28 protein-coding genes and 1 pseudogene are annotated in these 26,364 nt (G+C 67.7%); 19 read left to right on the top strand and 10 right to left on the bottom strand.

Annotated features, from left to right (window positions below; all coding sequences use genetic code 11):
• Positions 1 to 50 precede the first annotated feature (50 nt).
• The 4 genes from FRANCCI3_RS20925 (at position 51) to FRANCCI3_RS20910 (ending at position 3,855) form a co-directional block, all read left to right on the top strand.
• Positions 51 to 1,184 (top strand): acyl-CoA dehydrogenase, encoded by a 1,134-nt coding sequence (locus tag FRANCCI3_RS20925; RefSeq protein ID WP_011438505.1) that lies wholly within the window; start codon positions 51 to 53, stop codon positions 1,182 to 1,184.
• Between the two features lie 44 nt (positions 1,185 to 1,228).
• Positions 1,229 to 1,681 (top strand): nuclear transport factor 2 family protein, encoded by a 453-nt coding sequence (locus tag FRANCCI3_RS20920; RefSeq protein ID WP_011438504.1) that lies wholly within the window; start codon positions 1,229 to 1,231, stop codon positions 1,679 to 1,681.
• Between the two features lie 49 nt (positions 1,682 to 1,730).
• The gene (locus tag FRANCCI3_RS20915; protein WP_011438503.1) at positions 1,731 to 2,795 is read left to right on the top strand and encodes an LLM class flavin-dependent oxidoreductase; all 1,065 of its coding nucleotides are present in this window, start codon (positions 1,731 to 1,733) and stop codon (positions 2,793 to 2,795) included.
• Between the two features lie 88 nt (positions 2,796 to 2,883).
• Positions 2,884 to 3,855, top strand: a complete 972-nt coding sequence (locus FRANCCI3_RS20910; RefSeq protein ID WP_011438502.1) for a 3-hydroxyacyl-CoA dehydrogenase NAD-binding domain-containing protein — start codon at positions 2,884 to 2,886, stop codon at positions 3,853 to 3,855.
• Positions 3,856 to 3,964: 109 nt separating this feature from the next.
• Here FRANCCI3_RS20910 and FRANCCI3_RS20905 read toward each other — a convergent pair whose 3' ends face one another.
• The 4 genes from FRANCCI3_RS20905 to FRANCCI3_RS20890 all read right to left on the bottom strand — a co-directional run bounded on the left by FRANCCI3_RS20905 (position 3,965) and on the right by FRANCCI3_RS20890 (position 7,248).
• Positions 3,965 to 4,876, bottom strand: coding sequence for an SDR family oxidoreductase (locus tag FRANCCI3_RS20905; protein ID WP_011438501.1), 912 nt, complete (start codon positions 4,874 to 4,876; stop codon positions 3,965 to 3,967).
• A gap of 238 nt (positions 4,877 to 5,114) precedes the next feature.
• A complete protein-coding gene (locus FRANCCI3_RS20900; protein ID WP_011438500.1) occupies positions 5,115 to 5,822 on the bottom strand; it encodes a TetR/AcrR family transcriptional regulator in 708 nt (235 codons plus the stop codon).
• A 193-nt stretch (positions 5,823 to 6,015) separates the two neighbouring features.
• Positions 6,016 to 6,468 carry a nuclear transport factor 2 family protein gene (locus FRANCCI3_RS20895; RefSeq protein ID WP_051569490.1) on the bottom strand — a complete coding sequence of 151 codons (453 nt, stop codon included), beginning with the start codon at positions 6,466 to 6,468 and terminating at the stop codon, positions 6,016 to 6,018.
• A gap of 48 nt (positions 6,469 to 6,516) precedes the next feature.
• Entirely contained in the window at positions 6,517 to 7,248 is a 732-nt protein-coding gene (locus tag FRANCCI3_RS20890) for a class I SAM-dependent DNA methyltransferase (RefSeq protein ID WP_011438498.1), read from the bottom strand.
• Positions 7,249 to 7,542: 294 nt separating this feature from the next.
• Between FRANCCI3_RS20890 and FRANCCI3_RS20885 the strand changes: the two genes are divergently transcribed.
• The 10 genes from FRANCCI3_RS20885 (at position 7,543) to FRANCCI3_RS20840 (ending at position 16,932) form a co-directional block, all read left to right on the top strand.
• Entirely contained in the window at positions 7,543 to 8,856 is a 1,314-nt protein-coding gene (locus tag FRANCCI3_RS20885; protein ID WP_011438497.1) for an NDP-hexose 2,3-dehydratase family protein, read from the top strand.
• Positions 8,853 to 9,269, top strand: a complete 417-nt coding sequence (locus FRANCCI3_RS20880) for a flavin reductase family protein (RefSeq protein WP_023842034.1) — start codon at positions 8,853 to 8,855, stop codon at positions 9,267 to 9,269. Before FRANCCI3_RS20885 ends, FRANCCI3_RS20880 begins: the two co-directional genes overlap by 4 nt.
• Before the next feature lie 816 nt (positions 9,270 to 10,085).
• Complete coding sequence (locus FRANCCI3_RS20875; RefSeq protein WP_011438495.1) at positions 10,086 to 11,336, top strand: helix-turn-helix domain-containing protein; 1,251 nt, start codon at positions 10,086 to 10,088, stop codon at positions 11,334 to 11,336.
• A 324-nt stretch (positions 11,337 to 11,660) separates the two neighbouring features.
• Positions 11,661 to 11,996 carry a hypothetical protein gene (locus FRANCCI3_RS20870; protein WP_131728952.1) on the top strand — a complete coding sequence of 112 codons (336 nt, stop codon included), beginning with the start codon at positions 11,661 to 11,663 and terminating at the stop codon, positions 11,994 to 11,996.
• 50 nt (positions 11,997 to 12,046) lie between these two features.
• On the top strand, positions 12,047 to 12,883 hold the full coding sequence (locus FRANCCI3_RS26470; protein ID WP_131728953.1) for a hypothetical protein: 837 nt from the start codon (positions 12,047 to 12,049) through the stop codon (positions 12,881 to 12,883).
• Between the two features lie 230 nt (positions 12,884 to 13,113).
• On the top strand, positions 13,114 to 13,683 hold the full coding sequence (locus FRANCCI3_RS20860) for a hypothetical protein (protein WP_131728954.1): 570 nt from the start codon (positions 13,114 to 13,116) through the stop codon (positions 13,681 to 13,683).
• 155 nt (positions 13,684 to 13,838) lie between these two features.
• The gene (locus FRANCCI3_RS20855) at positions 13,839 to 14,087 is read left to right on the top strand and encodes a hypothetical protein (RefSeq protein ID WP_011438491.1); all 249 of its coding nucleotides are present in this window, start codon (positions 13,839 to 13,841) and stop codon (positions 14,085 to 14,087) included.
• A gap of 43 nt (positions 14,088 to 14,130) precedes the next feature.
• Complete coding sequence (locus tag FRANCCI3_RS20850) at positions 14,131 to 14,622, top strand: hypothetical protein (RefSeq protein ID WP_232235243.1); 492 nt, start codon at positions 14,131 to 14,133, stop codon at positions 14,620 to 14,622.
• 493 nt (positions 14,623 to 15,115) lie between these two features.
• Positions 15,116 to 16,561: a replication initiator gene (locus tag FRANCCI3_RS20845; RefSeq protein ID WP_011438489.1), complete on the top strand. Its 1,446-nt coding sequence runs from the start codon at positions 15,116 to 15,118 to the stop codon at positions 16,559 to 16,561.
• A complete protein-coding gene (locus FRANCCI3_RS20840; protein WP_011438488.1) occupies positions 16,558 to 16,932 on the top strand; it encodes a hypothetical protein in 375 nt (124 codons plus the stop codon). The genes FRANCCI3_RS20845 and FRANCCI3_RS20840 overlap by 4 nt, the downstream gene beginning before the upstream one ends.
• On the opposite strand, the gene FRANCCI3_RS20835 is transcribed toward FRANCCI3_RS20840, so the two are convergent.
• Complete coding sequence (locus FRANCCI3_RS20835) at positions 16,929 to 18,227, bottom strand: recombinase family protein (protein WP_011438487.1); 1,299 nt, start codon at positions 18,225 to 18,227, stop codon at positions 16,929 to 16,931. The two genes, FRANCCI3_RS20840 and FRANCCI3_RS20835, sit on opposite strands and share 4 nt — an antisense overlap.
• Before the next feature lie 308 nt (positions 18,228 to 18,535).
• On the opposite strand from FRANCCI3_RS20835, the gene FRANCCI3_RS20830 reads away from it, so the two are divergent.
• Both FRANCCI3_RS20830 and FRANCCI3_RS25095 read left to right on the top strand, forming a co-directional pair.
• Positions 18,536 to 19,774, top strand: coding sequence for an IS110 family transposase (locus FRANCCI3_RS20830; protein WP_011437816.1), 1,239 nt, complete (start codon positions 18,536 to 18,538; stop codon positions 19,772 to 19,774).
• Between the two features lie 297 nt (positions 19,775 to 20,071).
• A pseudogene (locus tag FRANCCI3_RS25095) lies at positions 20,072 to 20,365 on the top strand (transposase); the annotation flags it as partial.
• Here FRANCCI3_RS25095 and FRANCCI3_RS20820 read toward each other — a convergent pair.
• The gene (locus FRANCCI3_RS20820) at positions 20,354 to 21,628 is read right to left on the bottom strand and encodes an ISAs1 family transposase (protein ID WP_232235313.1); all 1,275 of its coding nucleotides are present in this window, start codon (positions 21,626 to 21,628) and stop codon (positions 20,354 to 20,356) included. The pseudogene FRANCCI3_RS25095 and the gene FRANCCI3_RS20820 overlap by 12 nt on opposite strands.
• A gap of 435 nt (positions 21,629 to 22,063) precedes the next feature.
• Here FRANCCI3_RS20820 and FRANCCI3_RS20815 point away from each other — a divergent pair, with 435 nt between their 5' ends.
• Together FRANCCI3_RS20815 and FRANCCI3_RS20810 are read left to right on the top strand one after the other, a co-directional pair.
• Entirely contained in the window at positions 22,064 to 22,576 is a 513-nt protein-coding gene (locus FRANCCI3_RS20815; RefSeq protein ID WP_011438483.1) for a DUF5946 family protein, read from the top strand.
• A 7-nt stretch (positions 22,577 to 22,583) separates the two neighbouring features.
• Positions 22,584 to 23,105: a DUF5946 family protein gene (locus FRANCCI3_RS20810; RefSeq protein WP_011438482.1), complete on the top strand. Its 522-nt coding sequence runs from the start codon at positions 22,584 to 22,586 to the stop codon at positions 23,103 to 23,105.
• A gap of 31 nt (positions 23,106 to 23,136) precedes the next feature.
• Here the strand turns inward: FRANCCI3_RS20810 and FRANCCI3_RS20805 are convergent, their stop codons facing one another.
• The 3 genes from FRANCCI3_RS20805 to FRANCCI3_RS20795 form a co-directional block, all read right to left on the bottom strand.
• Positions 23,137 to 23,397 carry a hypothetical protein gene (locus FRANCCI3_RS20805; RefSeq protein WP_011438481.1) on the bottom strand — a complete coding sequence of 87 codons (261 nt, stop codon included), beginning with the start codon at positions 23,395 to 23,397 and terminating at the stop codon, positions 23,137 to 23,139.
• Between the two features lie 39 nt (positions 23,398 to 23,436).
• Positions 23,437 to 23,865, bottom strand: coding sequence for a 50S ribosomal protein L11 (locus FRANCCI3_RS20800; RefSeq protein ID WP_023842267.1), 429 nt, complete (start codon positions 23,863 to 23,865; stop codon positions 23,437 to 23,439).
• Positions 23,866 to 24,204: 339 nt separating this feature from the next.
• A complete protein-coding gene (locus tag FRANCCI3_RS20795) occupies positions 24,205 to 25,488 on the bottom strand; it encodes an ISAs1 family transposase (RefSeq protein WP_049760812.1) in 1,284 nt (427 codons plus the stop codon).
• Between the two features lie 353 nt (positions 25,489 to 25,841).
• Between FRANCCI3_RS20795 and FRANCCI3_RS23700 the strand changes: the two genes are divergently transcribed.
• On the top strand, positions 25,842 to 26,117 hold the full coding sequence (locus FRANCCI3_RS23700) for a hypothetical protein (RefSeq protein WP_049761007.1): 276 nt from the start codon (positions 25,842 to 25,844) through the stop codon (positions 26,115 to 26,117).
• Between the two features lie 36 nt (positions 26,118 to 26,153).
• Here FRANCCI3_RS23700 and FRANCCI3_RS20785 read toward each other — a convergent pair whose 3' ends face one another.
• Complete coding sequence (locus FRANCCI3_RS20785) at positions 26,154 to 26,348, bottom strand: hypothetical protein (protein WP_041258026.1); 195 nt, start codon at positions 26,346 to 26,348, stop codon at positions 26,154 to 26,156.
• Between the last annotated feature and the right edge of the window lie 16 nt (positions 26,349 to 26,364).

The raw sequence follows: 26,364 nt of genomic DNA, 5'->3' as shown, positions 1-26,364 counted from the left end.
GACCTCTCGCAGGCCCGCAGGTCGGGGTTCGACCCTTTAGGAGGTGCCTGATGGCAGGGGCATCGGCGGCTTTCCTGCGCGCCGGCGCCGTCGAAGCCGCATCGACGGCGGCACGCCACGCCGAGGAGGCGGACGAGCGCCGGGTTCTGCATCCGGACGTGGTGAAGTCGTTGGTCGCCGCCGGTTTCGCGCGGCATCTCGTGCCGACCCGGTGGGGCGGTTGCGACGGGGCGGTGCTGGAGCTCCTCGACGCGCTCGCGCTGGTCGGCGCCGGCTGCGCCGCGGCGGCGTGGTGCGCGGCGGTGACCGCCGGTGCCGCCCGCATGGGCGCCTACCTGCCCGAACAGGGCCAGGCCGAGCTGTGGTCCGACGGGCCGGACGCGTTCGTGGTGGGCGCGCTCCAGCCGGCCGGCACGGCCCGGCTCGACCACCGCGGCTGGCTGCTGCGCGGCGAGTGGGCCTTCACCAGCGGGGTGGACTTCGCCGACTGGGCCCTGGTCGCGGCGGACATCGGCGGCCAGGCGGAACCGCAGCCGTGGTTCTTCGCCGTGCCGCGCGCCGACTTCACCATCACGGACACCTGGTTCAGCACCGGCATGCGTGGCACGGGCAGCAACACGCTCGTCCTGGACGGCGTGTTCGTCCCCCCACACCGGGCATTCGACCGCGCGGAACTGATGCGCGGCCGACCGGTGGGGTCCGCCGCGGCCTGCCACCGGGTGCCGCACCGCGCGATCAGCGGTGTGCTGTTCGCCAGCCCGGCACTCGGCGCGGCGCGTGGTGCCCACCGCTCGTGGGCGCGGCGGATCACTGAGGGGGGCGGGTGGCCCGGCGGATCCCCGACGCGGCGGGCGGCGGCGCACCTGACTGCCGCCCGGGTCGCCGGGGAGATCGACATCGCCGAACTCCTGCTACGGCGCGCGGCGGCGGTGTGTGACAGCGGCCCGGTGCACCCGGCGGAGACGCTGCGCAACGCGCATGACTGCGCGCTGGCGGCGGATCGGCTGGTCGGGGCGGTGGAGACCCTGTTCCGCACGGCGGGGTCGCGCGGCCAGCTGATGAACAGCGCGCTCCAGCGGTTCTGGCGGGATGTCCACAGTCTCGCCAGCCACGTGGCGCTGCAGCTCGAACCGAGCGCCGGAGCATACGGGGAATTCCTGCTCGACGGTGGCCTGCCGGCCTGACCTGGCCACCGGTCCCGAACACCTTCGACCCGAGGGGGCTCTTCATGACCCAGCAGGCCTCGCCTACCGCCTCGTTCGCGCCGGCGGAGCTGTACACGCAGGTTCTTCAATTCTACGCCCACCAGATGGGCCTCCTCGACGAGCGGCAGGCGGACAGCTGGGCGGACACCTTCGCCGAGGACGCGGTCTTCCAGGAGGCCGCACGTATGGATCCGCTGCTCGGCCGGCCGGCCATCCGAGCCTCGGCACGTGCCAGCGTCGAGCGGGCCGCCGCGAGCGGTCTGCAGGTGCGGCACTGGATCGGCATGCTCCAGGTGCGTCCCGGCCCGAACGGAACCGTCGACACCCGCTGCTACGCGCTGGCGATGCGCACGCCCAAGGGCGGCGAGCTGGAGCTGTTCGCCAGTGTCGTCTGCGCGGACCATCTTGTTCCGACCCGCGGTGGCTGGATGGTGCGCCATCGCGACCTGACCCATGACGGATTCGCGCCAGCCTGAACCGAGCGGAGCGGCGACGAACGACGCGGCCAGGCGAGAGTGAGAGACCGTGAAGATCGGAATCGTCTTCTTTCCCACCGTCGGCCCGCGAGACAAAAGTGCCCAGGACTACTTTGACGAGGCCCTCCACCTGGTGGACCTCGCCGAGGATCTCGGCTTCGACCACGTCAAGATGGTGGAGCACTACTTCTTTCCGTACGGCGGTTACAGTCCCGACCCGGTGACCTTTCTCGCGGCGGCGGCGGGCCGCACCCGTCGGGTGCGGCTGGGAACCAGTGCGACGATCCCGGCATTCGTCCATCCGGTAAAGCTCGCCGGGAAGCTCGCGATGCTCGACAACATCTCCCACGGGCGCCTGGACGCCGCCTTCGGGCGGGCGTTCCTGCCAGACGAGTTCCGGGCCTTCGGTATCTCCCTCGACGAGAGCCGGTCCCGGTTCACCGAGGGCGTCGAGGCCGTGAAGTTGCTGTGGACCACCGAGAACGCCGAGTGGAACGGCGCGTTCCACCGCTTTGGACCGGTGACGCTGCTGCCCCGGCCCGTGCAGCAGCCGCACCCACCGGTCTTTGTCGCCTCGGCACGCAGCCTCGACTCCGTCGCCGCGGCGGCGAGGTCCGGGCACCATCTGCAGACCGTCCCCAACGCGATGTCGGTGGCGGAGCTCGGCGAGCGGATCGGGCTGTTCCGCTCCACCTGGTCGGCCGCCGGCCATCGTGCCGCACCACAGATCCAGCTTTCCTTCCCCTGCGTGGTGAGCGATTCACCGGACGAGGCGCGGCGGAAGGGGAGGCTCGACGAACAGCGGAACACCGCCGCGATCAGTGCGGCGGTTCGATCCTGGCAGTCGACGTCGAGCAGTGCCTATCCCGGCTACGAGAGCCTCGCGAACATCGGCGGTCGTGACGCCTTCGATGACAAGCTCGCCGACGACAAGCTTCTGGTCGGCTCACCGGACGAGGTGCTGGGCCAGCTTGAACGCGTCGCCGCGCGCTGCGGTGACGACATCGTCATCAGCCTGGGTGTCCATTCCGGACATCTGTCGGTGCGTGACGCCGACACGACAATGCGCCTGCTCGCCGAGCAGGTGTTCCCGAAGCTGCTGACATCCGGCTGACCACTGGTGCGAAGGCGGCGGGCCGACGACAGCCCTCCGGCCTGGCGCCGCTCTGGTGCCTGGGAGACAGCGCGACAAGGAGGAAGCCATGACCACGGACGTGGGCGCCGAGCGGGGCCGGGTCGCCGTGATCGGCGCCGGCTCGATCGGGCTTGGATGGATCACTCTGTTTCTGGCCCACGGGTATCGGGTGCGGGTCAACAGCACCCGCAGCAACATCGAGACGGTCATCCACGATGCGCTGCGGCTGTTCACCCCGGGGCTGCCCGGCGCATCGCGGGACCCCGCGGACCTCGCCGGACGGCTGGAGATCGAGCCGGACCTGGAGCGGGCGGTCGCGGACGTGGCGGTCGTCCAGGAGAACACACCCGAGAACCTGGAGATCAAGCAGGATCTGTTCGCCCGGCTGGAGAAACACGCCGCGGCCGGAACGCTGCTGCTGTCGTCGACCTCGACGATGCTGCCGGCCGACCTGGGCGCCCGCATGGACAACCCGAGCCACCTCATCGTCGGTCATCCGTTCAACCCACCACACGTGATACCGCTGGTGGAGGTGGTGGGAGACACAACCTCGGACCCGGACGCGGTCAGCGCGGCTGCCGAGTTCTATCGCTCGGTCGGGAAGACTCCGGTGGTCCTGCGCCGGCCGATCGCCGCCTTCGCCGCGAACCGGCTTCAGTCAGCCCTCCTGCAGGAAAGTATTCACCTCGTCCGCGAGGGGGTGGTGACGGTGGCCGAGCTCGACGACATCGTGACCGGCTCCCTCGGCCCACGCTGGGCGACGGTTGGTCCCTTCCAGTCGTTCCACCTCGGCGGCGGGCCGGGGGGCCTGCGGAACTGGCTGGGCACACTCGGCAGCGGCCTGCAGCAGGGCTGGGCGGCGCTGGGACGGCCGGTGCTGGACGAGGACACCCTGGATCTGGTGCTGGACCAGACGGACCAGGCATTCGGCGGGATCGCCTACGAGGAACTCGCCGCGCGTCGGGACCGGCTGCAGAAGGCGGTGCTGGCTGCGGTCGCCAGTGCCGACGACGCGCCACCGCCCCGGTCTGGCTCCTGAGCCGAGCGTCCGCGGCTCCCCGCGGCGCTTCCCCGGCCGCCGCGATGCCGCCCCGGCCGCGAGGAGCCGCCGGCACCGTGCCCGGGGCGGTCTCACCGCTCCGGGCCTGTCAGCTGGCGAAATCCGTCGTCCGCGCCAGCGCATCCCACCGCTCCCATTCCGCGAGCCGCTCGCGGTACACCTGCGGCGCGAGGTCGGCCGCGCTGTTGCCGAGCAGGATCCGCAGCGGTGGCTGCGCGGCGTCGACGACGGTCCGCAGCGCCTTGCCCAGCCTGTGGGGATCACCAGGCTGGACGTGCGCGTACACCCCGGACATGCCGTGCCGACGCCGGGCGAGCACGTCGTCGTACTCGGTCATCGGCGTCGCCCGCTCCATGCTGGAGGCGCTCCAGTCGGTCCGGAACTCGCCCGGCTCGACGATCGTCACACGGATGCCGAAATCGGCGACCTCGTGTGCCAGAGTCTCGCTCATGCCTTCGAGCGCCCACTTGCTGGCGTGGTACATGCCGATGTTAGGATAGGTCGCCACGCCGGCGATGCTGGACATCTGAAGAATGTGGCCGCCACCCTGCCTGCGCATAACAGGCAGCACCGCCTGAGTGCACCACAATGCACCGAAGAAGTTGACGTCCAGCTGTGCGCGGGCCTGCTTCTCGGTGACTTCCTCGACTGCACCCGAAAGCCCGTAGCCAGCGTTGTTCAGCAGTACGTCGATGCTTCCCGCAGCGGCGACCGCTCGGTCCACGACGTCGAACACCATTGACCGGTCGGTCACGTCCAGGGCGAACCGGAGAAGCTGGTCGGGATACCGTTCAGCCAGCTCCTTGAGCGTGTCACGGTCGCGGGCCGTCGCGACGACCCGGTCGCCCGCGGCCAGCAGAACCTCGCTGGTGGCGCGGCCCAGTCCCCGCGAAGCCCCGGTGACCAGCCAGGTGCGGCGGACGGGGCCCGGTGGTGCGGCATCGCCCCGGCCGAGCGCCGAAGCCGGCTGAGGGCTGTGACCAGATTCCGTGTCTGACATGATCGCTCCATTCCCGATGCGGTCATGGCGGCGCCGGGCAGCGGCAGTGACCGGCGGTATCGCGTTAGGCGGAGAATTCGCGGATCCGACCGGGACCGGATTCCCCCCGGACCGGAATGCTGACAGGCGGGGTTACAGCGCCGCCGGACGTCCGGCCGCGGACAGCCCAGGGTTCGCTGGGGATCCGATGAAAGCTCGGTCGAGCGCGGGCGGACGATGCGGAGAACGAGCTGGTGGGTCAGTCGAGAGCATCGTCACCGTCATCGCCGGACGCCGGCCGGCGTACCCAGCGCTCGTCGAAGAGCAGGCTGGTCGGCGGGCTACCGGGCAGCGATGCTCGGGCCGGACCGTTCTCGGCACGCAGCCCGTCCAGCGCGATCGCGATGATGCGGGCCCGGGCCTGGGCCGCCGCCGCGAACAGATCGTCACGGGCGAGCCCGCGGACCTGCTCCAGCAGGTGCGACCGGCCGAGCTGCTCGATCAGCAGCGAGACGTCGAAATGGGATACGTCGCCCCGTAGGACCCCGGCCTGACGGGCACGCTCCACCAGCGCACCGAGCAGCTCGTCGCCGAGGTCCGCCGCGGCCTGCATCTGCTCGGTCACCTCGATGGTGCCGGCGATCGGCGCGAGCGAGCCCTGGCCGAACTCGATACGGCCACGGACGAACTCCGCCAGCCCCGTCCAGGGGTCGTCGATGGCGAGGGCGCTCTCGGCGGCCGCGTTCCAGCTTTCGAGCGACAGCATCGACAGCCGTTGGAACAGCTCTTCCTTGGTGCGGTAACGCCGGTAGAGACTGCCGATCCCGACGCCGGCGCGGGCAGCGATCGCGGCGACCGACGCATGGGCTCCGTCAGCCGCCAGAACCTGGCGAGCCGCATCGAGCAGCGCCCTGTCGTTGCGCTCCGCCTCCGCATGCCGCGGGGCACGCGTCGGGCGCCCGGCCATGTCGGCATCCTATCCCTTGCGGAGTAATCCGCTCCGTTATAGGCTCCGACGGAGCGATTTGCTCCGTTTGAAAACCCGCCGGGAGCGCCCCCGGCACCTCGGGAAGGATGTGCGCACGGCCGCTCCGGGACGACGCCCACCGGAGGTGGACCCCGTCCGGCCGCCGACATCAGGCCAGGGCCGGCGGCGGACCTCACCGGGGTTCACTATCCGCCGCCAGATAGCGATGACAGACCCGCCAGCCGTCCACTCCGCGCACGAGGTGATCGAAGCAACGCACGTGGCCGCGCAATGCCAAGGGGCCGCCATACGGAGTGACGGTCGGAAAAGCGTAGCTGCGCGCGCGTACGCTGCCGTCCGGCTGCCACCGCACGTCGAGCATCCCGAGCCAGTGCCGGATATCGAGCGGACCGGCGGCATGGATACGCGCTACGCCATCCCGAAGCGAGCCAAGGATGGCCACATGCCCTATATCCGGCGCGTCCTGCAGGTTCGAGTCCAGGACGGCGTCGGCCGTGAACGTGCGCACCCAGCCGTCCGGGTCAGGGTCGGCGCCGTCCAGCAGGCTCATCTGCGCCGCGTAGAACTGCAGGATCTCGTGATAGATCTCGGCCGAAGGAACGGAGGTGAGGAGCTCCGAGGACACCGTCATCTTCTCGCCTTTCTATCAGTGCTATCGTCCGCGTCGAATCAGTCAGACCCTAATGCCGACGAACAGCCCGGGTCCACCGTCGACGGCGATGAGCTCCGCCTTGAGGTCCGCCTGGGCGAACGCCTCCTCGTACTGGCCCCGGGTGAACAGGGTCAGCAGGTCGATCTCCTTGATATGGCTGACACCGTCGGCGCCGGCCAGCAGGTAGTGCAGTTCCATGCGGGTCTGGTCACCCACGCGGGTCGAGTGGGAGACACGGGTTATCGCCCGGTTTCCCTCGGACACCGCGTGCGCCGCGACATAACCATCCAGAAACGTGTCCGGAAAATACCACGGCTCGATGACGACGGTGCCGTCCGGCGACAGGTGCGAGGCCATGCAGCGCAGCGCGGCCGCCAGGTCCTCGAAAGTGCGCAGATAGCCGATGGAGCTGAACATGCAGACGACCGCGTCGAAGGTCCGGCCAACCCACAGGCTACGCATGTCGGCCTGCAGCAGCGGCCGGCCGGGGAGCCGCCGGCCGGCGACCGAGAGCATCGGCTTCGACAGGTCGGTCCCCGCTACGTCGGCGAAGAGCGTCGCGAAGTGCTCCAGGTGGTTTCCGGTGCCGCAGGCCACATCGAGCAGGCTGCGTGCGTCGGGCGTGCGGGTCCGGACCAGCTCGGCGACCCGCCGGGCCTCCGCCGCGTAGTCCTTCCGGCTGCGGTAAAGGACGTCATACATCTCGACAGCTCGGTTGTCCTCGTACACGGCGACCCCATCCGCTGGATTCACAGGCGCCGGCCGCTCCTGGCGCGGCCCGCTCTGCCGTATTCTGCGAAACACCGCTGGAGGAACGCTTGACGTTTGATTGGGCAGCACGCCGGAACCACCGGGACGGCCCCGCGGCGGCATCACCCACCGCCGCGCACCGGCGCACGCAGCCACCCGACGCACCGGGTTTAGTGGTTCTTGAGCGGGTCTCCGCGGCTCTTCAAGCCGCTCCGGCCAGACTGGGCCTCGACTGACGAGCGCCCGACATGTGCCCTGCCATCCGTAGGCATCAAGTCGACGATGGGAGAAAGACCCGTGTTCCAGCAGCTGTCAGATTTCCACGAATGGTTCAAGCAGAGAGCTGAAGCGAACACCTACCAGATATCCGTCGTCGCGCTCGACCAGCTTGACGGATGGGGCTTCGACGGTGATTCAGGGAATCTCTCGCATCGTTCGGGGAAGTTCTTCTCGATCGAGGGGATAGAGGTCGCCACGGACCACCGCGAGGTGCCGACCTGGAGCCAGCCGATCATCCTGCAGCCAGAGATCGGCATACTCGGAATCCTGGTCAAGAGCTTCGCCGGGGTGCCGCACTGCCTGATGCAGGCGAAGATGGAGCCGGGCAACATCAACGGGCTGCAGATCTCACCCACCGTCCAGGCCACCCGCAGCAATTACACCCGGGTGCACGGCGGAAGCTCGGTGCCCTACCTGGAGCACTTCCTCGCGCCGCGGGCCGGACGGGTCGTCTTCGACTCCCTGCAGTCCGAGCAGGGCTCGTGGTTCCTCAACAAGCGAAACCGGAACATGATCGTCGCGGTGGACGACGATGTCGAGGTCCGTGACGACTTCTGCTGGCTGAGCGTACCCCAGCTGCGGGAGCTGGTGCACGCGGAGAACATCGTCAACATGGACTCCCGGACGGTGCTGTCCGGCATGTCATTCCTCACCGGCGACACCGGTGGGGGCGAGGCGTTGCACACCACCCACGAGCTGCTGAGCTGGTTCACGGAGGTCAAGGCGCGGTATCGGCTCGACCGTCAGGTCATCCGGCTGTCGGAGGTCAAGGACTGGATCCGGTCGAGTGATCGGATCTCCCACGAGCTGGAGCTGTTCTTCAACGTCATCGGCGTCAGCGTCCGCGCCAGCAACCGTGAGGTCATGAGCTGGTCGCAGCCGATGTTCCAGCCGACCTGCCAGGGCGTCATCGCCTTCGTGACCAGGTGGATCAAGGGCGTCCGGCACCTGCTGGTGCACGCCCGGACTGAGCCCGGAACGGGCGACGTCGTGGAGATGTCGCCCACCGTCAACTGCTCACCAGAAAACTACCGCGGCCTCGGTCGCGACCAGCAGCCGCCGTTCCTCGACTTCGTGCTCGCCGCGCCACCCGAGCGGATCCTCGTCGACGTGGTGCACTCGGAGGAGGGCGGACGCTTCTACCACGCCGAGAACCGGTACCAGCTCGTCGAGGCCGACGAGGACTTCCCGCTCGAGGTACCGCCGGACTTCGTCTGGATGACGGTGTCGCAGCTCACGAGCTTCGTGCCGTACGGCAACCATGTCAACGTCGGCGCGCGTTCCCTGCTGACCTGCATCACGCGGCGCCCGGACCTGGAGGAGGCGGCGTGACCGTCCCGGGTGGCGGCACAGGCATGCCAGCGCTCACCCGCACGGCGACAGGGACGGTGGCTCGGGGCGCCGGCCCCGACCCCGACCAGCTCCGGGAGGCGCTGGCCCATTTCCCCAGCGGAGTCGTCATCGTCACCACCCGGAGCGAAACCCGCACGCCGCACGGGTTCACCGCGAGCTCGTTCTGCGCGGTGTCCCTGGAGCCGCCGCTGGTGTCGGTGTGCCTGGCCCGGGCGGCACGCTGCCATCCGGCGTTCGGCGGCGGCGACCGGTTCACCGTCAACATGCTCCGGCCAGGGCACGTCGAACTGGCGAGGCGGTTCGCGCGCAGTACCGGCGACAAGTTCGAGGACGGATCGTTCCGGTGCACGCAACAGGCTGGCGAACTTCATTTTTCACGGACTTCTGGCTGAGCTGATCTCCTCCGTCGGGCGGGCAGGCTGCGCCTTACCCCGGGTTCTCCTGGCTGTGCAAGAGCGCCGACGTTCCGGCCGTGCCTGCTGGGTGCCGTGCGCTCTTGCACGGTCGGGAGGTTCTGGGGTAACCCCTCGGGTGTCCGCCCGGCGGAGGAGATCAGCGGTCCCGCGCGCCCGGCTCCTGGTGACCGGCGGCGGCTCCCCCTCCTCCAGAGGAAGGGCCGGGGTCCGGGGCGGCGCCCCGTTGCTCTTGCCTGACAGATGCTCGCGCCTTGTAGTATGAGCCGGTGTATCGGCGCCCTTGGGATCGCGTTCCGCGAAGTGCGGTCGCAAGGTGCTTTCTAGCCGTTCTGGCCACGCTTATGGCCGGATGCGCGGGCTACGATGCGCCTCCGACGATCTTTCAAGCGATCTGTCTTGTGCTGGCTGCTGCGTTTACTGGTGCGGCGGCTGTGGATCTGCCGGCCGCTGGCGCCCTTCAAAAAAAGCCTGAAATTCGCACGCTCTGTTGCGTATTTTCGTCCCCACGCTCGCGGGGGTAATGGACCCGCGACGCTCCGACGCGACGAACGGGCGGCCGGTCCGACGCGCCCGGGTGGGGTGCCGACCGGAGGGAGGCGGGGCCCCATCCCGGTGCGCGGCCGGGCCGGCCGGGGTCCTGTTCGGCGTGGCGTGTGCGGCGCCCTCGGCCTCGACGTCCGGCTTGGTCAGGATGTGGGGGTTGCCGCCCCGGAGGGGCGGCCTTGAAACCGTAGAGATAATTAGCGAGGATCATCATCAAAGGGTTTTTCGCTGCGTGCGAAGGGAGTTGGTATGGCGATCGTTGGCGGGACGGGTTCGGATGACGCGCTGTCCGTCGGTCGACGGCTGAAGGTTCTGCGCACGCGGCGGGGGATGACGCGGGAGGTTCTGGGCGGGCTGGTCGGTCGCTCGGCGTCGTGGGTGAAGGCGGTGGAGACGGGTCGGTTGGCTGCTCCGAAGTTGTCGATGTTGCTTCGGTTGGCGGAAGCACTCAGGGTGCGTGACCTTGCGGAACTGACGGGTGGTCAGTCGATCCCGGTGGTGTTGTTCTCCGGCCCAGGGCATGATCGGCTCACTGCTGTGCGGGCTGCTGTCAACAGGTTGCCGGTCTCAGCCGCCGATCAGCCTGCGCCCTCGGTTGCAGATCTACGGGGGCGGGTGACCTGGGCCTGGAGGGCGAGGCATGCGGCGCCGAATCATCGGGAGGTTCTCGGGGGGCTGTTGCCCGGGCTTCTGGATGACGCGCAACGCACTGCCCGCGCGGAGGCGGACGGTCCGCAGCGCCGTGCGGCGCTGGCCGTGTTGGCGGAGGTGTACGCGCTGACGCAGTTTTTCGTGTCCTACCAGCCCGCACAGGATCTAGTCTGGCGGGTGGCGGAACGTGGTGTCTCGACCGCGCTGGACTCGGACGACCTGCATGCGGTCGGGGTGGCAGCCTGGCTGATGACACAGGCGCATCGTGAGGCCGGGGACTGGGATGCAGCGGACGTCGTGGCCAGTCAGGCGACGGCGCTACTGCGGGACAGCCTGTCCAGCGATGACGCCACTGACGACGTGGCGGCGCTGTGGGGAGCGTTGCAGTTCGAGAGCGGCTACACGGCGGCGCGGCGTGGCGAGATCGGGAACGCTTGGAGGTACTGGGACGCGGCGGACGCCGTCGCGCGGCGACTGCCGGACGACTACTTTCATCCTGTCACGTCGTTTTCGCAGACGGTCATGCACGCGCACGCCGTGACGGTTGCGGTCGAGCTGCGACAGAGTGGTGAGGGCGTACGACAGGCGGAACGGTGGCGCGCGGCGGTGATCCCGTCCCATCCGCGGCAGGCGCGGCATTGGATCGAGCAAGCACGGGCTTACCAGATCGACAGGAAGTACGACGAAGCGCTTCGTCTCCTCGATCACGCCTACGACTCGGCGCCGGAGACGATCCGGTACAACGGCCACGCGCGGCGGATCATTCTGGAAGAGCTGGACGCGCGGGATGGACGGCGTCGGGAGCAGGCAAGCGAGCTGGCCCGGAAGGTGGGTCTGTTGGGGGTATAGACAGTACCCTCCGGATGCGCTCCGTGGCTCTACCTTCACTGCATGGCAGATACGACCGGCGCCGTTCAGGCGGCGCGACCCTGTAGGCCGGTCCGGTTGCCAGGTGCGGCAGTCACGTTGGCCGCTGGCCCTGGGGGGATCGTCACGGCTGTGACCGTCGACTCGGACGGCGAAGCGAGTCCTGACCGCTCAGTGATGGTGGAGTTCCCTCGCGTACCGCTGCCGGGTGTGGCAGGGGTGTTGGTCGGATCCCGGCCTCGGCCAGTGGCGGGCGGCGGGCTTCGGGCGGACGTGGAGTTCGTCGAAAGGCCCCGGGCAGAACTGGTGCGGGTTGCGCTGGGCATGGCCGGCCTGCCGCGTGTGGGTTCTGTGGTGGTCTGCCCGCCGGGAGCGCCGCCGGGTCGTATGGCGTTGGCGTTCGTGGTGGCGGGACTGCTGCGGGAGCGGTGCACGCCGCCGGCTGCGGTGGTGACGTGCGCGGCACGCCCGACGTTGGGGGTCGGCAAGGTCGGGGTCCCGCATGAGGTGCGGGTAGAGACCGACGGTGACGTTCTCTGCGAGATCGTCTACCAGGTCATTGAGGCTGATCAGGTGTCGAGCTGGCTGGCGGGATGGCGGCGACCAACCCGACCGATCCTCTCGTCGGTTGAGACACGGTGATACCGCTTCGCGCTCCGATAGATCATCGGACCCTTCCGGCCTGCTCGATCGTGGTCACCGACGCTGGTTTACTCATCGCGAAGATCGCCAGCATCGATAAGGACCTCTACGGCCTCGTCGCTTATGCCGCCGAAGTCGGCTATGGCACCGGGTTCAGCCTCTGGGGTAGACGGTGGAGCCGCGTTCTGAGCCTGCCCGGGAAAGAGCATGACGACATCGTCGGACGGATCGCACCGGAAGTACTTCAGCCGAACTTGGGTAAAATGGTACGGGTGGAATCGGGGGCGATTATGGGTGTGCTCTCCACTCGGGATCCACAGTTGATCGACGAGCACCGGGAGACATTAGAATATCTGGCAGCTATTCTTGGCGTTTCCACTGCCGCGCTGGGAATTTACGGGTCCGCGATGTACAAGCCGGCCACGGAACGTGGCGATATCGATTTCGTGGTCTACGGAGAAGAGCAAGGGCGGCAGGCGTGGGAGAGGATTCAGTCAAGGCTCCCCCCGGTGCCCCGACGTAAAGCCGGAAGACCTTATCATCTGCATTTTCCGCATTTGGACGGCTCGGTCTACCTTGATCCGCGTCTTATCCGCTCTGATGCCGATACCGTTGCCCTCGTCCGCGCACGATCTATGATCAGTCCCGGTGCAGCCCTGGATCGTCTCGCGGTGACTGCGGCTCGCGACGCCTTCTACTATCCGGCGCGGTACCAACTCGAAGACGGCTCCGTGTTGCTGAGCTACCGGCTCGGTCACTGCGCACTCCTCAAGCCTGGTGACCGAATCTCGGCAGCTCCGCTTCCCACGGTCCACTTCGATGGTGTGCCACACCGTATAGTCCTACGTTACGAACACCTGACGATCCACGCGGGGGCGGAGCCGTGATGGGCAACGCGACTGACCATCTCGATGAGGCGGCGCGACGTCTCCGCGCTGCCCCGGCCGGGCCCATCCGCCTCGGGATCGGTGGCCGTTCTATCGGATGTGTGGCCGACGTCGACGGCGTACGCCGCTGGCTTCGGGTGGTGGCTGTACCCGAATCTGACGTACATCCGCTGGTCTGGACGGGCACCGCGACCGCTCACGCCCTTCCTCGGAGTGTGCGGCGTCCAGCCATGCAGGGGGGAACCGAATGGTATACGGGCGGGACACGAATCCGCGCTGAGGTCATCGACTATATCGAGGAAAAGGTCTGCTCTGATACCGAGGTCCTTCGTACCGAACTCGATCTGACGGCGGGCTGGTGGCGTTCTCTGCGTGCATCCCTGGACGCTCTCGCCGCACAGCCGACCGAGCGTGTTCCGCGAACTCAAGAGCAGTTGCGCCGTGTCCTCGTCCGGCTGTTCGGCCCCTCGATCGATCCCACGGTGGGAACCTGGGTCACCGCGCATGGTGACCTGCGGTGGTCCAACATCACTCGGCGGACTCCTTACCTGCTCGATTGGGAGTTCTGGGGCGCTGCGCCTGCGGGGGCGGATGCGGCCACCCTGTACTGCACAAGCCTCCTAGTCCCGACGGTCGCAGATCAGGTATACGACCAGTTCGGCGACGTACTGACGAGCCGTGACGGTCGCCTTTCTCAGCTCTGTGTCGCAGTTCAGCTTCTCCGTCACGCCGATCACGGTGATCTCGGCGATCCACTCCGCAAGCTGATTGACGGGATTTTGCCGACCCTCACCAACTGACGGATCCACGCACGAATTTTCGTGTTTTGGTCCGGCGTTGCTTTTTTCGGGCGTCGAGTGGCGGGTTTTCGTCGCCGGTGCCCATGTCGGGGAGTTCGACGACTGACAAATTCGGGAGGTGGCGATGAGGGACGAGGGCAGGGAGGACTTGGTAGATGACGATGATGACGGCTGGGGGTGGGATGACGACGACGGGTATCGGTCCGGGGCCAGGGAGCGTGATCGGCCCTGGTGGCCTGGTGACCCCGTTGGGGGCGTGGGCGTTGGTGGTGCCGGGGGTTCAGGTGGTGGCGCCGTTCGTGGATCTGCGTTGGATGGCGGACTACGCACGGATGCGGGGGATTCCGGCGACGGAGTATTGGGCTCTGCCGTTTCTGGGACGCCGGGTGGTGGCGGTCCTGTGACCGGCCTGGGTCGTCCGGGCTGGGAGGAGTCGTGAGAGGGTCGGTGGCGGTAGGGGCCGCGGGGTGGGAGTTTCACACCGGGCAACTTCCGGAGTTCCTGCTCCTGCCGTGTGACGGTCTGATCGTTGGTTCCTTCCCGGAGGCGGTGGAGGCGGACAGCGAGGCTCAGCAGATGCTGCTGTCCGATCAGATGGCGGTGGACGAGGACATCATGGTGGGGGCGAGCATCGGGATTGCACAGCTCGGCCCGGTGGGGCTGGTGGTGCTGCATCGCCGGTTCACGTCGCTGATGGCGTCGCGGGTCGCGTGGGCGGTGGGCATCCGGCTTCGGCGGGCGAGGCTTGCCGCCGGCGAGTCGCCTCGGGTCGTGATGGCGGGGTCGAAGCCGAACCCGGATGTGACTCCGGATGGGGTGACGTTCACGCTGCATCGGGTGCGGGTGTGTGACCATGAGGTGGTCTCGCTGATCGAGGTGTGGGAGGTGCACTTTCCCGCGCTGGTCCTGGCGGCGGGAGAGGACTCCGTGCTGCTGTAGGCGGTGACCGTGTCGAGCTGGCGGCCCTGAACGTGTCCGGCCCTTCCCCTCGTGGCCGACGTTCGGGGTCGCCGTTGTCGTGTTTGCTGGTTTCAGCCCGGACAGGTCGGGTATAGTAGGTATTGGCATTCGAGGGGCTACGGTCCCTGCGCCATGTAAGGCAGTACGCCATATAGACGGGCTGTCCACGTAGAGCCGCCTGGGAGCGGCAGGACCGGGCTCGGGCTGCTGCACCACAGACCGCGACTGTGGTCTGTGTCCAGTCGTGTTGACGTTTCCGTCTGGGGTGCAGATGTGCCGCATGTGGCGTGTCCTGTCGATGTTCAGGTTTTCGTGCGTTCACGGGTTGACCGGGTAGGTCCGGCTGGCGGTTGAGGTCCGCCGCTGCTGATCTTCCGGTCTTTTTCTGTTCCCGTTCTCGTTGTCCGTGTGGGCTGCGGCCGTCCTGTGGGTTTTTCCGGGTCGGGCTGGGCCTGTGCGGTGAAAGGACGCGGTGGTTTCCGTGGATGTGGGCGTGAGCCTGCCCGAAAACCGGCCGGTCGCGGGTGGGTGTTCCCGCCCGATCCGCCTGTCCGGCCATATTGATCATGTGGATGTCGGTACTGGTGAGGTCCGGCGGGCGTTTACCAGTGCCGGTGAGCCGGGCGGGGTGCTGCATGTGCGGTGCGGGAACCGGCGGGAGTCGGCGTGTCCTGCCTGTTCGGCGGTGTACAAGCGGGACGCGCGGCGGCTGGTCCTGGCCGGGCTGGCGGGTGGCAAGGGTGTGCCGGCATCGGTGTCGGATCATCCGGCGTGGTTCGTGACGTTGACCGCGCCGAGCTTCGGGCCGGTGCACTCACGGCGCCAGCGGGGCGGGAAGACGGGTCCGGTGCGGGCGTGTCATCCCCGGCGCGGTCTGTGTCCGCATGGGAAACCGGCGGGCTGTCATGAGCGGCACCATGAGGCGGATTCCCGGCTCGGGTCGCCGTTGTGCGCGGACTGTTACGCCTACGGCCGGTCGGTGGTCTGGAACGCGCTCGTCCCCCGGTTGTGGAAGGCCACCCGCGACGGCACGGAATCGGCGGTGGCGGCGGCAGCCGGGCTGACCGTGGCAGGGCTGCGCCGCGCGGCGCGGCTGTCGTTCGTGAAAGTCGCGGAGATGCAGGCGCGGGGCGTCGTCCACCTGCACGTAGTGATCCGGGTGGACGGTCCCGACGGGCCGGGCTCGGCTCCTCCGGCCTGGGCGGCCGGTGAGCTGGTCGCAGACGCGCTGCGCGGGGTCCTGAGCGTGGTGGCAGTACCGGCTCCGGATCCGGACGCGCTCACCCTTGACACCACCGCCGTTGCGGATGACGGCTGGGCGGTGCGCTGGGGCGCACAGGTCGATATCCGCCGGATCGCGTTGGAGGGGCCGGCGGATGTGTCCCGGGTCAGTAACTACCTGGCGAAGTACATCACCAAGTCCGCGGCGGCGGGTGGTGAGTTGGATCATCCGGTGCGGTCGCTGGCCGCACTCGGCCGGCTGACGCTGCCCCCGCATGTGCGCCGGCTGGTGGAGACCTGCTGGCGCCTCGGCCACGACCCGGTATTCACGACGGCGTTGGATGCGACGCTGGGCCGGGACTCCGGCGACGTCCCCCGGCTGATCCGCTGGGCCCACACCTTTGGGTTCGGCGGCCACTGGTTGACGAAAAGTCGGGCGTACTCGACGACGTTCACCGCGCTGCGGACGGTACGGCGGGTCTGGTCCCGCACGATCGGCGCGGCCATGGCAGGCCGGGCACCGGTGGATGCGTTCGGCCGAGCTGACGGCGACCCAAACACGATCGTCCTGGGTACGTGGTCCTATGCCGGCCGGGGGCTGCACCTCGGGGGCCATGGTGGGGGCTCGGGTCCGCCTGATCTGCCAGCGTCGCGGGCGGCTGGGAGCCCGGTGGGCCCCTGGCGGGCCGAACGGTGAGCACCGACGCTGCTGTGCAGCCATCGCTGTTCGACGATCTCCACGACCCTGTCACGGGCACCCGCAAGGCGGCTCCGGTCACGGCCGGCCAGCAGATGGGCACCGCAGGTTCCGTAAGCTCCTCGACTGTTCCCACCCCGGTCGCTGCCGGGGGTCTGCCGGGGAAACCGACCACGGTGCGGGCGGGTGGGCGGGCTGGCACCCGACCGGTACCGGTGCCGGGTGCGGCGCGGTCTCGGCGGGTGTTCTCCGCTACGGCGGAGGAATGGGGGCGACGTCAGGCGTTGGCGGCTCCGGTGTGGTCGCGGGAGAAACGGCGCCGGGTCGCGGCGCTGCTCGGGCTGGTCCTGGCCGACGATCGGGGTGGTTAGGTCTCCTCCCGCCAGACCGGGTCCAACAGGTCGGGGTCGAACCGGCGGCCCCGGCCGGCAGGGTGAACGACCACGGCAATCAGATGCTCTTTGATGATCGCGCGCTGGCGGGCCAACGAGTAGCCGTCCCACTCGGCGCGGACGTCGGCGGGGCGGGCGTGCGCGTTCGCCGTGGCCACCAGATGATCGTTGCGTTCCCTCAGCAGGATTTCTTCCTGGGCTCGGAGGTCTTCCATGGTCGGGAAGTAGTCCTTCGGGGAAATCCGCCGGGGCACCGACGTCCACGCGGCGCGTGTCTCGGTGATGCTCTCCTGGACCTCGGCCAACGCGGCTTCTCCCGTCCAGGGGGCGACGTCGACGACAGCGCTCGCGGTCTCCAGCTCGATCTTGTGGAACAACGCCGCCAGAATATGATCATCGGTGTGGGGTCCGTGGCGGGAGACTTTCCCGCATCCGCCCTGTGTCGGAGCGGGACACCGGTAGATCGCGTGCTTACGTTCCCGGTACGGCGGTGACCCGAACATTGACCGGCCACACCGGCCACACGCCACCACACCGCTGAGCAGGTAGCGGCGAGAGTTATGCCCCTGCTGGGCATAGGTCCGGTCCCCGATCTTCGCGATCACCTGGTCCCACCGGCGCACACCGATGATCGCTTTCCACTGGCCCTTCACCGGCACCTCGATCGTCCGCCCGTCCGGGGTGCGTTCCTTGCGGGTGACGACCTGCATGTACTTCGCGACCTGGCCGTTGATGTTCGGTTCCTCCACACCCCGGCTGCGGAGGCCGCAGATCCGCGGGTTGCGGTAGACCTTCAACACACTGCTCTTGGTCCACTTCTTCCCCCGGGTCCCCCGGACACCGGCGGCGTTCCACTCGTTCACCAGATCGACGACCGGCACCCCGGCGAGGATCCGGCGGGCCCCTTCCCGCAGGATCGCGGCCTCGGTGAGATCCAACGTCCGCTTGTCGTCCTTCCAGCCGAACGGACGGCTGCCCCCGACCGGCACCCCGCGTTCGGCGCGCTGCTTGTGGGACCGGCGGACCCGGCGGGAGGTGTCCGCGCTGGCCTTGTTCGCCGCGACCGCCTGCGCGCGGGCGTTCGCCTTCCCGTACTCGGTGGTCAGGTCGACACCGGGCCCGACGATCGGGCGGCCGTACAGCTCGACGACTTCGATGGCGTCTTCCAGGTCGCGGAGGTCCCGGGTGAGACGGTCCAGGTCCCACACGATCGCCCCGTCCAGAAACCCTGACCGCAGGTCCGCCAACAGTTCCGCGTAGTCCGGGCGGATCACCCGAGAGCAGCCAGGGCGGCGTGGCCGCCACCCTTTCGTATGAGAATTTGAGTCCGGCCGCGGGACGCCTGTGGTCCTGATGTTGGCCGGTGGGCCGTTTCGGCCCGGTATCGCCGAGTCCCGTGCAGCATCTCCGATGCTGTCCGGATCGACGTCGGCGTTCTCTGGTGCTCAGAGCCCGTCCAAGAGTATGGCGGTGGAGGTCCTGGGGTACTCTTTCCTGCTGCTACGAGCGCGTTCCTCAGTTTCCTGTGGTCAGGGCCTCTCCGGACAGCACCTACAGGTTGCTGACCATGGAGGGCTGGCAGATGCAGGTGTTATTCCCACGGTGCGCGGGCCTTGACGTGCACCGGGACACGGTCGCCGCGGCGGTGCGCATCCAAACCGGTTCGGGTAAAGCCGTCACCGAGGTCCGGACGTTCACCACGACCGGGGGCTCGCTCGGACTACTCGCGGACTGGCTCACCGAGTGCCGGGTGACGATCGTCGGGATGGAATCGACAGGCGTCTACTGGAAGCCGGTGTTCCACCTGCTGGAAGACCGGTTCGAGTGCTGGCTCCTCAACGCCACCCACGTCCGCAACGTACCAGGCCGAAAAACAGACGTCGCGGACGCGGCGTGGATCTCGGACCTCGTCGCGCACGGCCTGGTACGCGCCTCGTTCGTGCCGCCGAAACCCCAGCGGGACCTGCGTGACCTGACCCGGGCCCGGCGGATCGTGGTCGAGGAGAAGACCCGGGAGATCCAGCGGCTGGAGAAACTGATGCAGGACGCCGGCGTGAAACTCACCAGCGTCGCCTCCAAGCTACTCGGGGTCTCGGGCCGTGCGATCCTGGAGAAGATGATCGAGGGAGAGCAGTCCCTGGAATATCTCGCTGATCAGGCCCGTGGCCGACTCCGCAGCAAGATCCCACAGTTGCAGGAGGCACGCGCGGGAACGTTCCGCTCCGGGCATCACGGGTTCCTCGCCGCGCAGCTCCTGGCCCGGATCGACCTGTGTGACGAGCAGATCGACGAGCTCGACCACCGGATCGAGGTGATGATCGCCCCTTTTCGGGAGACGGTCGACCGGATCCGCACGATCACCGGGGTCGGTGAGGTCACCGCGACCGTGCTGCTCGCCGAGGTCGGCCTGGACATGAGCCGGTTCCCCACCGCCGGCCATCTCGCGTCCTGGGCGGGTATCTGTCCGGGGAACAACACCTCGGGAGGGAAACGCCTGTCCGGGCGGACCCGACACGGTAACAAGTGGTTACGTACCGCGTTGACCGAGGCCGCGCACGCCGCCGCCCGGAGCAAGGACACCTACCTGGCGTCCCACCACGCCCAGGTCCGTGGCCGCCGCGGTGTCCTGAAAGCGATCGGCGCGACCCGCCACGACATTCTCATCGCCTACTGGCACATCATCGCGAACAAGACCGTCTACCAGGACCTCGGCGGAGACTGGCATGCCCGCCGACGCCGGGACCCTGAACGCCGCCGGAAGAACCTCGTCGGCGAACTGGAGAAACTCGGCTACACCGTCACCATCACACCAGCGGCATAGCCGCTACCCCAGACAGAAAGGAACACCCGCAGCACGCGCACCGAATACCGATAAGACCAGCGTTGGAAGCCCGGCTCCCAGCGCCTTCCCGCATGCCCGGAACCAGCCCCTCCGCGGTCCAGCAATTCACTCCTCAGATGGTGGAAGGGGCTCCTACGCAGGAAGCCCCGCCTGTTCGCCCACTGGGCGTGGATCACCAGTTTCTGACGGACTGGATGAGACGAGCGCAGTGACGGGAGACTGTCACGCTGCGTTCTGTGGGGGCCCGGGGGTGAGATCCCCCCGGGCTACCCGGCGGAGTTCGCCGAGGCCTGGGGCGCCCGTTATCCGGCGATCGTCAGGTTGTGAGAGAACGCCTGGGCCGAGTTCACGCCGTTTCTGGCCTTCGACGCGGAGATCCGCAGGGTGTTCTGCTCGACCAACGCGATCGAGAGCGTCAACGCCCGGATCCGCCGCCGCGCGGTCCGGGCCCGTGGGCACTTCCCGAACGAGACCGCCGCGCTGAAGTGCATCTACATGGCGGTCATGAGCCTCGACCCGACTGGTCAGGGCCGTAAGCCAGGGCTCCGGCGAGGTAGCTCACCGCTTTGATCCGCTACAGGCTGTGACGAGCAGGTCGAGTGCCGCGTGGCGATCGGCGGCGACGTCCTCCAGGGTTTCCTTGATTTTCCTCCTGCCGTTGAGGCGGAGGATTCCGATGGTCAGGTTCCGGAGGCTCGCGAAAGCCTGATTCGTGTTCCCGGTATAGATCGGATCGTCGTCCTCACGCCAGGCAGTGTCGCGAATGTAGTGGATCTCGTTCTCGATGCCCCATTGGCCGCGGACGTGGGAGTGGAAGTATGACGCTGTGGCGTGCGTGCCCGTAGCGCTGGTGAGGGCGAGGGCGTATTCGCGGGTGAGGCGAACTCCGGTGAGGTCGAACTCGTCTCGCCGGATGATGGCCGCCTTGTTGACATGTGGGAACTCGATGCCGTCGGCTTTCGTAGTCCAGGTCTGCCAGTTTTTGATCCGGCCGTGTCCGCGTTCCTGGACCTCGTGGTGGGCTGGTTCCTGGAGAAGCGGAAGGACCCGTTCGAATGTCTGCCTTTTGAGGGTCGGGCGATTCCCCTTCACCGTCATCACGTAGTCCATTCCGTGCTTGACGATGTCCTTTGCGGTGTCGTCCTGCGTATGCGCCGCGTCGAGGGTCACGGTCGGATGTCCTGGCATTTCCGGAAGCTGGTCGAGCAGATTTTCGACCTGGGTGATCTCGTTGGTGTCGTCGGGGATACGGATCTGTCCGATGACGAGACCCCTGCCGTGGATCATCGCGGCGAGTAGCTTGACCTGTGTCTTCTCATCTACCCAGGCGCCACGCATGACCTTGCCATCGACCGCGATGGTGATATGCTCCCCGTTCTCCCAGGTGGTCTGCGCGAACAGCCAGCAACCGATGCGGGCGTCCAGTGCCGCGACGTCGATGACCTGGAGGACCCTGCGGATCGTCTTCTCGCTGGGTACTCGGTACCGTCCGAGGAAGTGATCGTAAGGTGCTCCCAGCCGGGCCAGTAGGGGCTGAGGGATTCTCGCCGCCCAGCGGCCGATCTCACTGAGGCGCTTTGCGCCGGTCATCGTCGAGACAAGCGAGGTCGACAGGATGTACCGCAGGCTGTAGATCGCTCCCTTCGCCTTACGTGGGTCGGGAATTTCGCCGAGCATCGCGAGCAGGCTGGAGATGTCGAGCTGCTCGCAATCGACAGGCTCGTTGGACATGCAGGGGTCAGGCTGGCATGATGTCACGTGGTGGCCTTCTGTCTTGGGGGTTTGTTTGGTGGTACTTACATTGTCCCAAGCGGAAGGCCACTTCTTTCTCAACGGGGAGCCTGCATCCCGTCAAGCATTTCCAGATAATCGCGTGCCCAGTGACGCCAAATGCGCCGTCGAATCACGGTCGGCGCCAGGTCAAGTTGCTATGGCACGAATCCACGACGAGCTTTAGCGACAATCAATCGCCCATCGGATGCCCAGAAGTGATCACCAGGCAGGCTACCAACAGCTACCAACTATGACGCTGCGCTACCTCGCCGGAGCCCTGGCCGTAAGCGCTGGGTGATCCGCTGGAAGGGCGCGCTCAACGCCTTCGACGTCGCGTTCGACGGCCGGCTCACCGCAGGCCGCAGGTAGTCCGATTCGCCACAGTTGCACCGGTAACTTTACAGACCCGGAACGAGCGGGCGTGCCGCCCGGCTTGGCATAAGGTCCACGGAGGGGCTGTCAGTCTTCGGTCGAAGAGAACGGGCGGTCAGCGACATGCCGACGGTGGTCTGCGTCGGATGCGGCGCCGAAGTGTCGGACGTATCCGGGCCTGTCCATGCCTACATGTGTTCCTCCCCGGGGTGCTGGCAGCTGTACGGCGAGGTGACCGCTCAGAACCTGGCCCAAGCGGAGCTGAGGCTGGCCTTGGACTGCTATGCGGCACAGCACCCCGGAGGGGCGGAGCACGAGCTGCGGCAGCGCCAGTCCGTGGCAGTGCACCTGACGTCGCTGTGTCTGCATATCGAGGAGCGGCTGCCGGCGGCGCAGCTGATGACGCGGTTAAACAGGATGAGCCGTACTGTCCTGCCGCTTCTGGGCGCGAGTGCCTGGCCCTATCTGCCTCCGCCGGAGCGAATGGGCGACATGACCGTAGCCGATGTCCGTTCCGTGGCCCCTGAACAGCGCGCCGCCTGCCTCGGCGACTGGGCCGAGGCCGTGTGGCGGTCCTGGTCGGCCCAACACGAGACAGTGCGTGGCTGGGCGCGACTGGCACTGAAAGGCAGGTGAAAGCCGAATGATGGGCTTTTCGGCGGGGCCGGCGCGGGACTGCCCCGGCTGCGGGCTCATGTTGCCGGAGCCACCGGAGCAGATACCCGGCCAGGCGGCGGCGGCTTCGGCCGGGTGCTGGTTGCTGTACACGGAGATGCTCGGCCGGTCCTACAACGACCCCGCCCGCTACTCCTCCCACCAGCTGCTGGTCGACAGTTACACCGCGCAGCACGTCGACTGGTCGCAGCCGCGTCGGGTGCAGGGCCTGTCCATCTGCCTGATGACGCTGTGTCTGTTCCTGGAGGACGGGGCCGACCCGAGGGAAGGACCGCGCCTGCACCGGCGCATGGTCGCCCGACCGGTGTTCCACCCCTTGGACCTCGACCCCGTACTGCTCCACGGCCGGATGACAATCGCCGACCTCGCCCCCGCCGATGATGCCGGCGAGTACGAGACCCTGCTCAGAGCTTGGGCGGCGCAGGTGTGGGGCGCCTGGGCTGCCCACCACACCACAATCAGGGGCTGGATCGAGGAGGCCCTCCCCTGAAGACAACGAGTCCTCGACCCCCCCGTACCACTCACTCCTGGAGCTCAGCGACCCTGAGTAGGAGCTGCTGGGCGACGTCCCGCTGCTCCACGCCACTGTCCTCGGCGATGACCGCGACCGCCAAGGCCGCGAAGCGCAGCATGCCGACCCAGGGTCCGGGCGGATCCGGTATCTGCCGGATGCACGCCGCCACGCTTTTCTCGTCATCCGCCAGAAAATGCGTCAGGGCCGCGCCAGCCAGCTGAGTCGCGAGTCGATTGCGCTCGAGCCGGTCTTCGATACCCAATGCCATCCTGTCTCCCCGCGTTGGTTCCGCCGGCCGCGGCCCACTTCAACCGGTGACCTTTATTCCCATGGAGCGCGCCGTTCCAGCCACTATCTTTTCCGCCGCTTCCATCGAATCGACGTTGAGGTCGGGCAGTTTGACCTTGGCGATTTCACGGAGCTGGCTGACGGTGACCGCACCAGCGTGCTCGGCATGCGGCCTCGGACTGCCCTTGCGGACACCCGCGGCCTGGAGCAGCAGACTGGTCGTGGCGGGCGACTTGACGGAGAGCTCGAAGGAGCGGTCCTCGAAGATCGAAACATCTGCCGAGACCTGCAGCCCGTGGTGGATCGCCGAGGCTTCGTTGAACTCCTTCATCACCCCGACGATGTTGACGCCATAGGTACCGAGAGCCTGGCCAATCTTGGCGACGTTGGCGTTTCCACCCTCCTGCTGGATTCGCACGACGGCGGAGAGTTTCTTCTTAGCGGGCATCCCAAGTTCCTTCTCGGCGAGTCTCTTATCGTAAACTAATGGCGATCCATCGGGGACTATATGACTCATCCCGGCCGTGCGCAAGGAAGTCGAGTTCAACTCAAGGATCACTTGAAAGTGTCTGAGGAAAGAGTGAAGAAAAGCCGTTCCACCAAGGAGTCAGATGTACTGTTCGATTATTCTGTGGGACCTGTCCAGATCCGATCAGACGGTTGCTTCCCTCCGGGACTACCTCCGCGACTATGCCGTTGAGGCGTATTCCCAGGTCAAGGGGCTGCGTCAGAAGTTGTGGATCTCCAACACGGGTCCGGAGGGAGAGTCCCAGGGTGACCCGCAAAGTCATTGATGCAGGTCAGCGGGGTTGTCGAGAGTGAGGATGGCCAGGAGCAGGGCGTTGTCGTGTCGGATTCTGCGGATGGTCGGGGCGATGCGGTTATGGCCAGCGAGGCGAATCAGCCCGATGATCAGGTTACGGAGTGTGGTCATGATGCGGGGCAGTGGGCCGGTCCGAACCCGCGAGGCATCCTCACGGAACGTCACATCGCGCACCCAGTGGACCTTGTTCTCGATCGTCCAATGCCCTCGGGCGTAGCCCGCGAGATCAGCGGGTGTGACCGCGTCGAGGGTGAGGCTCGTCAGGACGTGGACCGTGACAGTGCTCGGGATCGTCCGGGTGACCCGGGCCCGGCCCGTGCCGGTGGTCACGGTCCGCCGGACATGACGGCGGATCCGCGCCACGGTGCGGGCGTGGGGATAGCGGGCACGGATCGCCTCGCTGGCCTGGGCCAGCTGGATGGTGCGTCGTTCGAACCGTCCATGGGCCCTGCCCTCGGCGCTGTGCCCGATCGGGATCTTCGTCCAGTCGGTCGCCTGGTGGCAGTCGACCGACAACGCCGGGGTGTTCGCCTTCACCGTGAACACGAAGTGCGCTCCCAGCTCGGTGACGATCAGGTCGGCGTGGGCGCGGGTCGTGTGCAACGCATCAGCGGTCACCACCACCCCATCCAGCGGATCATGGGAATGCAGTTCGCGGAGCAGCGGTGCGAACGCGGTGACCTCGTTCGTCTTCGCGCCGACCTCATGCTCGGCGAGCACCACACCCGTGCCGTGTTCGGCGACCGCGAGCAGGTGCGGTGCCCGCCCCTCAGGCCCAGCCGCGCCACGCAGGGTCTTCCCGTCGACCGCGACCACCCGCCGCCCACCACCACGGGCCTGGCGGGCGCGGGCCGCGGCGAACATCCCGACCGCCCTCGCCAGCGCCGAGCTGTCCACCGCGGACAGGACCCGGATCATCGTGTCCACCGACGGTGCCTGCGGCTGCCCGGTCACCGGATGGACCCGCGCCCCGAGAGCGGTCAGGACCTGCGTCGGGGCGTGCGCAGCCCAGGCCGCGATCTCCTCCACCGACTTCTCCCCCGCGGCGACCGCTGCGGCGGACAGTCCCAGGATCACCGGGAGCCGGTGACGTATCCCTCGCGGGTCCCGCGGGTCAGGCACCCCGGCGAGTACGTCGGCGAGCCCCTGCACCTCACCGCCGTGCGCCCCCAGGACCCGCAGCGACCGCCGCATCCGGACCAGCTGCCCCGACCCGGCCTGTCCGAGATCGGTGGGAGTGACGGGCATGCGAGACTGGACCGGCAACGGGGCTCCCTACGGCTGGTGATCTAGGCAATCCCCGTCCTACCGGGACCCCGTTGCCTCACCGCAGCCACCCTCACCGTGGTGGCCCGCCGTTGTTCCCCCGGACCCCACGGCCCCACCGCCCCACCCACCCCACCGGCTGTCACAGAACGTCATCGGTGGCGTTTCCGCCGGCGCCGGAACCCACCCTCACACGCGCTACTCACAGCGACGAAACAGCAGCCGGGCCCGGATCCTCACACCACCACCGGCCCCAGCCCCCCGCACCCCGTCTCACACCGTCTACCTGCACAAACAGACTTTGCGGGTCACCCTGGGGAGAGTCCTGGGGCGCGGTGTACCTCTGGGAGGACAAGGACTCGGCCTACGGCCGTCCGCCCGGGGTGTCGAAGGTGGTGGCGCTGATCGGCTATCCGCCGACCAGTCGCACCTACTTCACCGTGGAGGCTGCGACCGAAGGACTCAGCCGGGTGGGAGCGCTGGCCGCAGGTCTCGGGCTGGCCTACGAGAATCCGCTCGCCGAGCCGATGCGGCGTCCGACGGAATTCATACCGCCCGGGGCGGGAAAGTTCGTCGTAGGCCCGCCGCCGGCGCGACCGGTGACTGAATGACGATCATCGGCCACCCCCGGCGTCATCCCGGCCGCTTCACCAGGTGACCGTCAGTTCGCGCGGATAATGGTGGAGAAGGTTACGGGTCATCACCACTTCCTCGGGCGCCCCCACCAGTTGTAGCCCGGGGAATCGCCGCAGCAGCCGGCTGATTCCCTCTTGGAGCTCCACACGGGCCAGCGAGGCCCCGAGGCAGTACAGATCTTGAATGGTCGGGGTCTGTTTGATCACATCCGGTCTGTCCGGG

It is taken from the genome of Frankia casuarinae (assembly GCF_000013345.1).
Taxonomy (GTDB): domain Bacteria; phylum Actinomycetota; class Actinomycetes; order Frankiales; family Frankiaceae; genus Frankia; species Frankia casuarinae.
Note: the sequence above shows the minus strand (reverse complement) of the source record. Positions and strands in the feature narration are given on the sequence as shown.

Bases quoted from the DNA above. Each gene is read 5' to 3' on its own strand.
- FRANCCI3_RS20925 (WP_011438505.1), top strand. From the start codon at position 51: ATGGCAGGGGCATCGGCGGCTTTCCTGCGCGCCGGCGCCGTCGAAGCC.
- FRANCCI3_RS20920 (WP_011438504.1), top strand. From the start codon at position 1,229: ATGACCCAGCAGGCCTCGCCTACCGCCTCGTTCGCGCCGGCGGAGCTG.
- FRANCCI3_RS20910 (WP_011438502.1), top strand. From the start codon at position 2,884: ATGACCACGGACGTGGGCGCCGAGCGGGGCCGGGTCGCCGTGATCGGC.
- FRANCCI3_RS20905 (WP_011438501.1), bottom strand. From the start codon at position 4,876: ATGTCAGACACGGAATCTGGTCACAGCCCTCAGCCGGCTTCGGCGCTC.
- FRANCCI3_RS20900 (WP_011438500.1), bottom strand. From the start codon at position 5,822: ATGGCCGGGCGCCCGACGCGTGCCCCGCGGCATGCGGAGGCGGAGCGC.
- FRANCCI3_RS20875 (WP_011438495.1), top strand. From the start codon at position 10,086: ATGGCGATCGTTGGCGGGACGGGTTCGGATGACGCGCTGTCCGTCGGT.
- FRANCCI3_RS20860 (WP_131728954.1), top strand. From the start codon at position 13,114: ATGCAGGGGGGAACCGAATGGTATACGGGCGGGACACGAATCCGCGCT.
- FRANCCI3_RS20855 (WP_011438491.1), top strand. From the start codon at position 13,839: ATGACGATGATGACGGCTGGGGGTGGGATGACGACGACGGGTATCGGT.
- FRANCCI3_RS20830 (WP_011437816.1), top strand. From the start codon at position 18,536: ATGCAGGTGTTATTCCCACGGTGCGCGGGCCTTGACGTGCACCGGGAC.
- FRANCCI3_RS20815 (WP_011438483.1), top strand. From the start codon at position 22,064: ATGCCGACGGTGGTCTGCGTCGGATGCGGCGCCGAAGTGTCGGACGTA.
- FRANCCI3_RS20810 (WP_011438482.1), top strand. From the start codon at position 22,584: ATGATGGGCTTTTCGGCGGGGCCGGCGCGGGACTGCCCCGGCTGCGGG.
- FRANCCI3_RS20805 (WP_011438481.1), bottom strand. From the start codon at position 23,397: ATGGCATTGGGTATCGAAGACCGGCTCGAGCGCAATCGACTCGCGACT.
- FRANCCI3_RS20800 (WP_023842267.1), bottom strand. From the start codon at position 23,865: ATGCCCGCTAAGAAGAAACTCTCCGCCGTCGTGCGAATCCAGCAGGAG.
- FRANCCI3_RS20795 (WP_049760812.1), bottom strand. From the start codon at position 25,488: ATGCCCGTCACTCCCACCGATCTCGGACAGGCCGGGTCGGGGCAGCTG.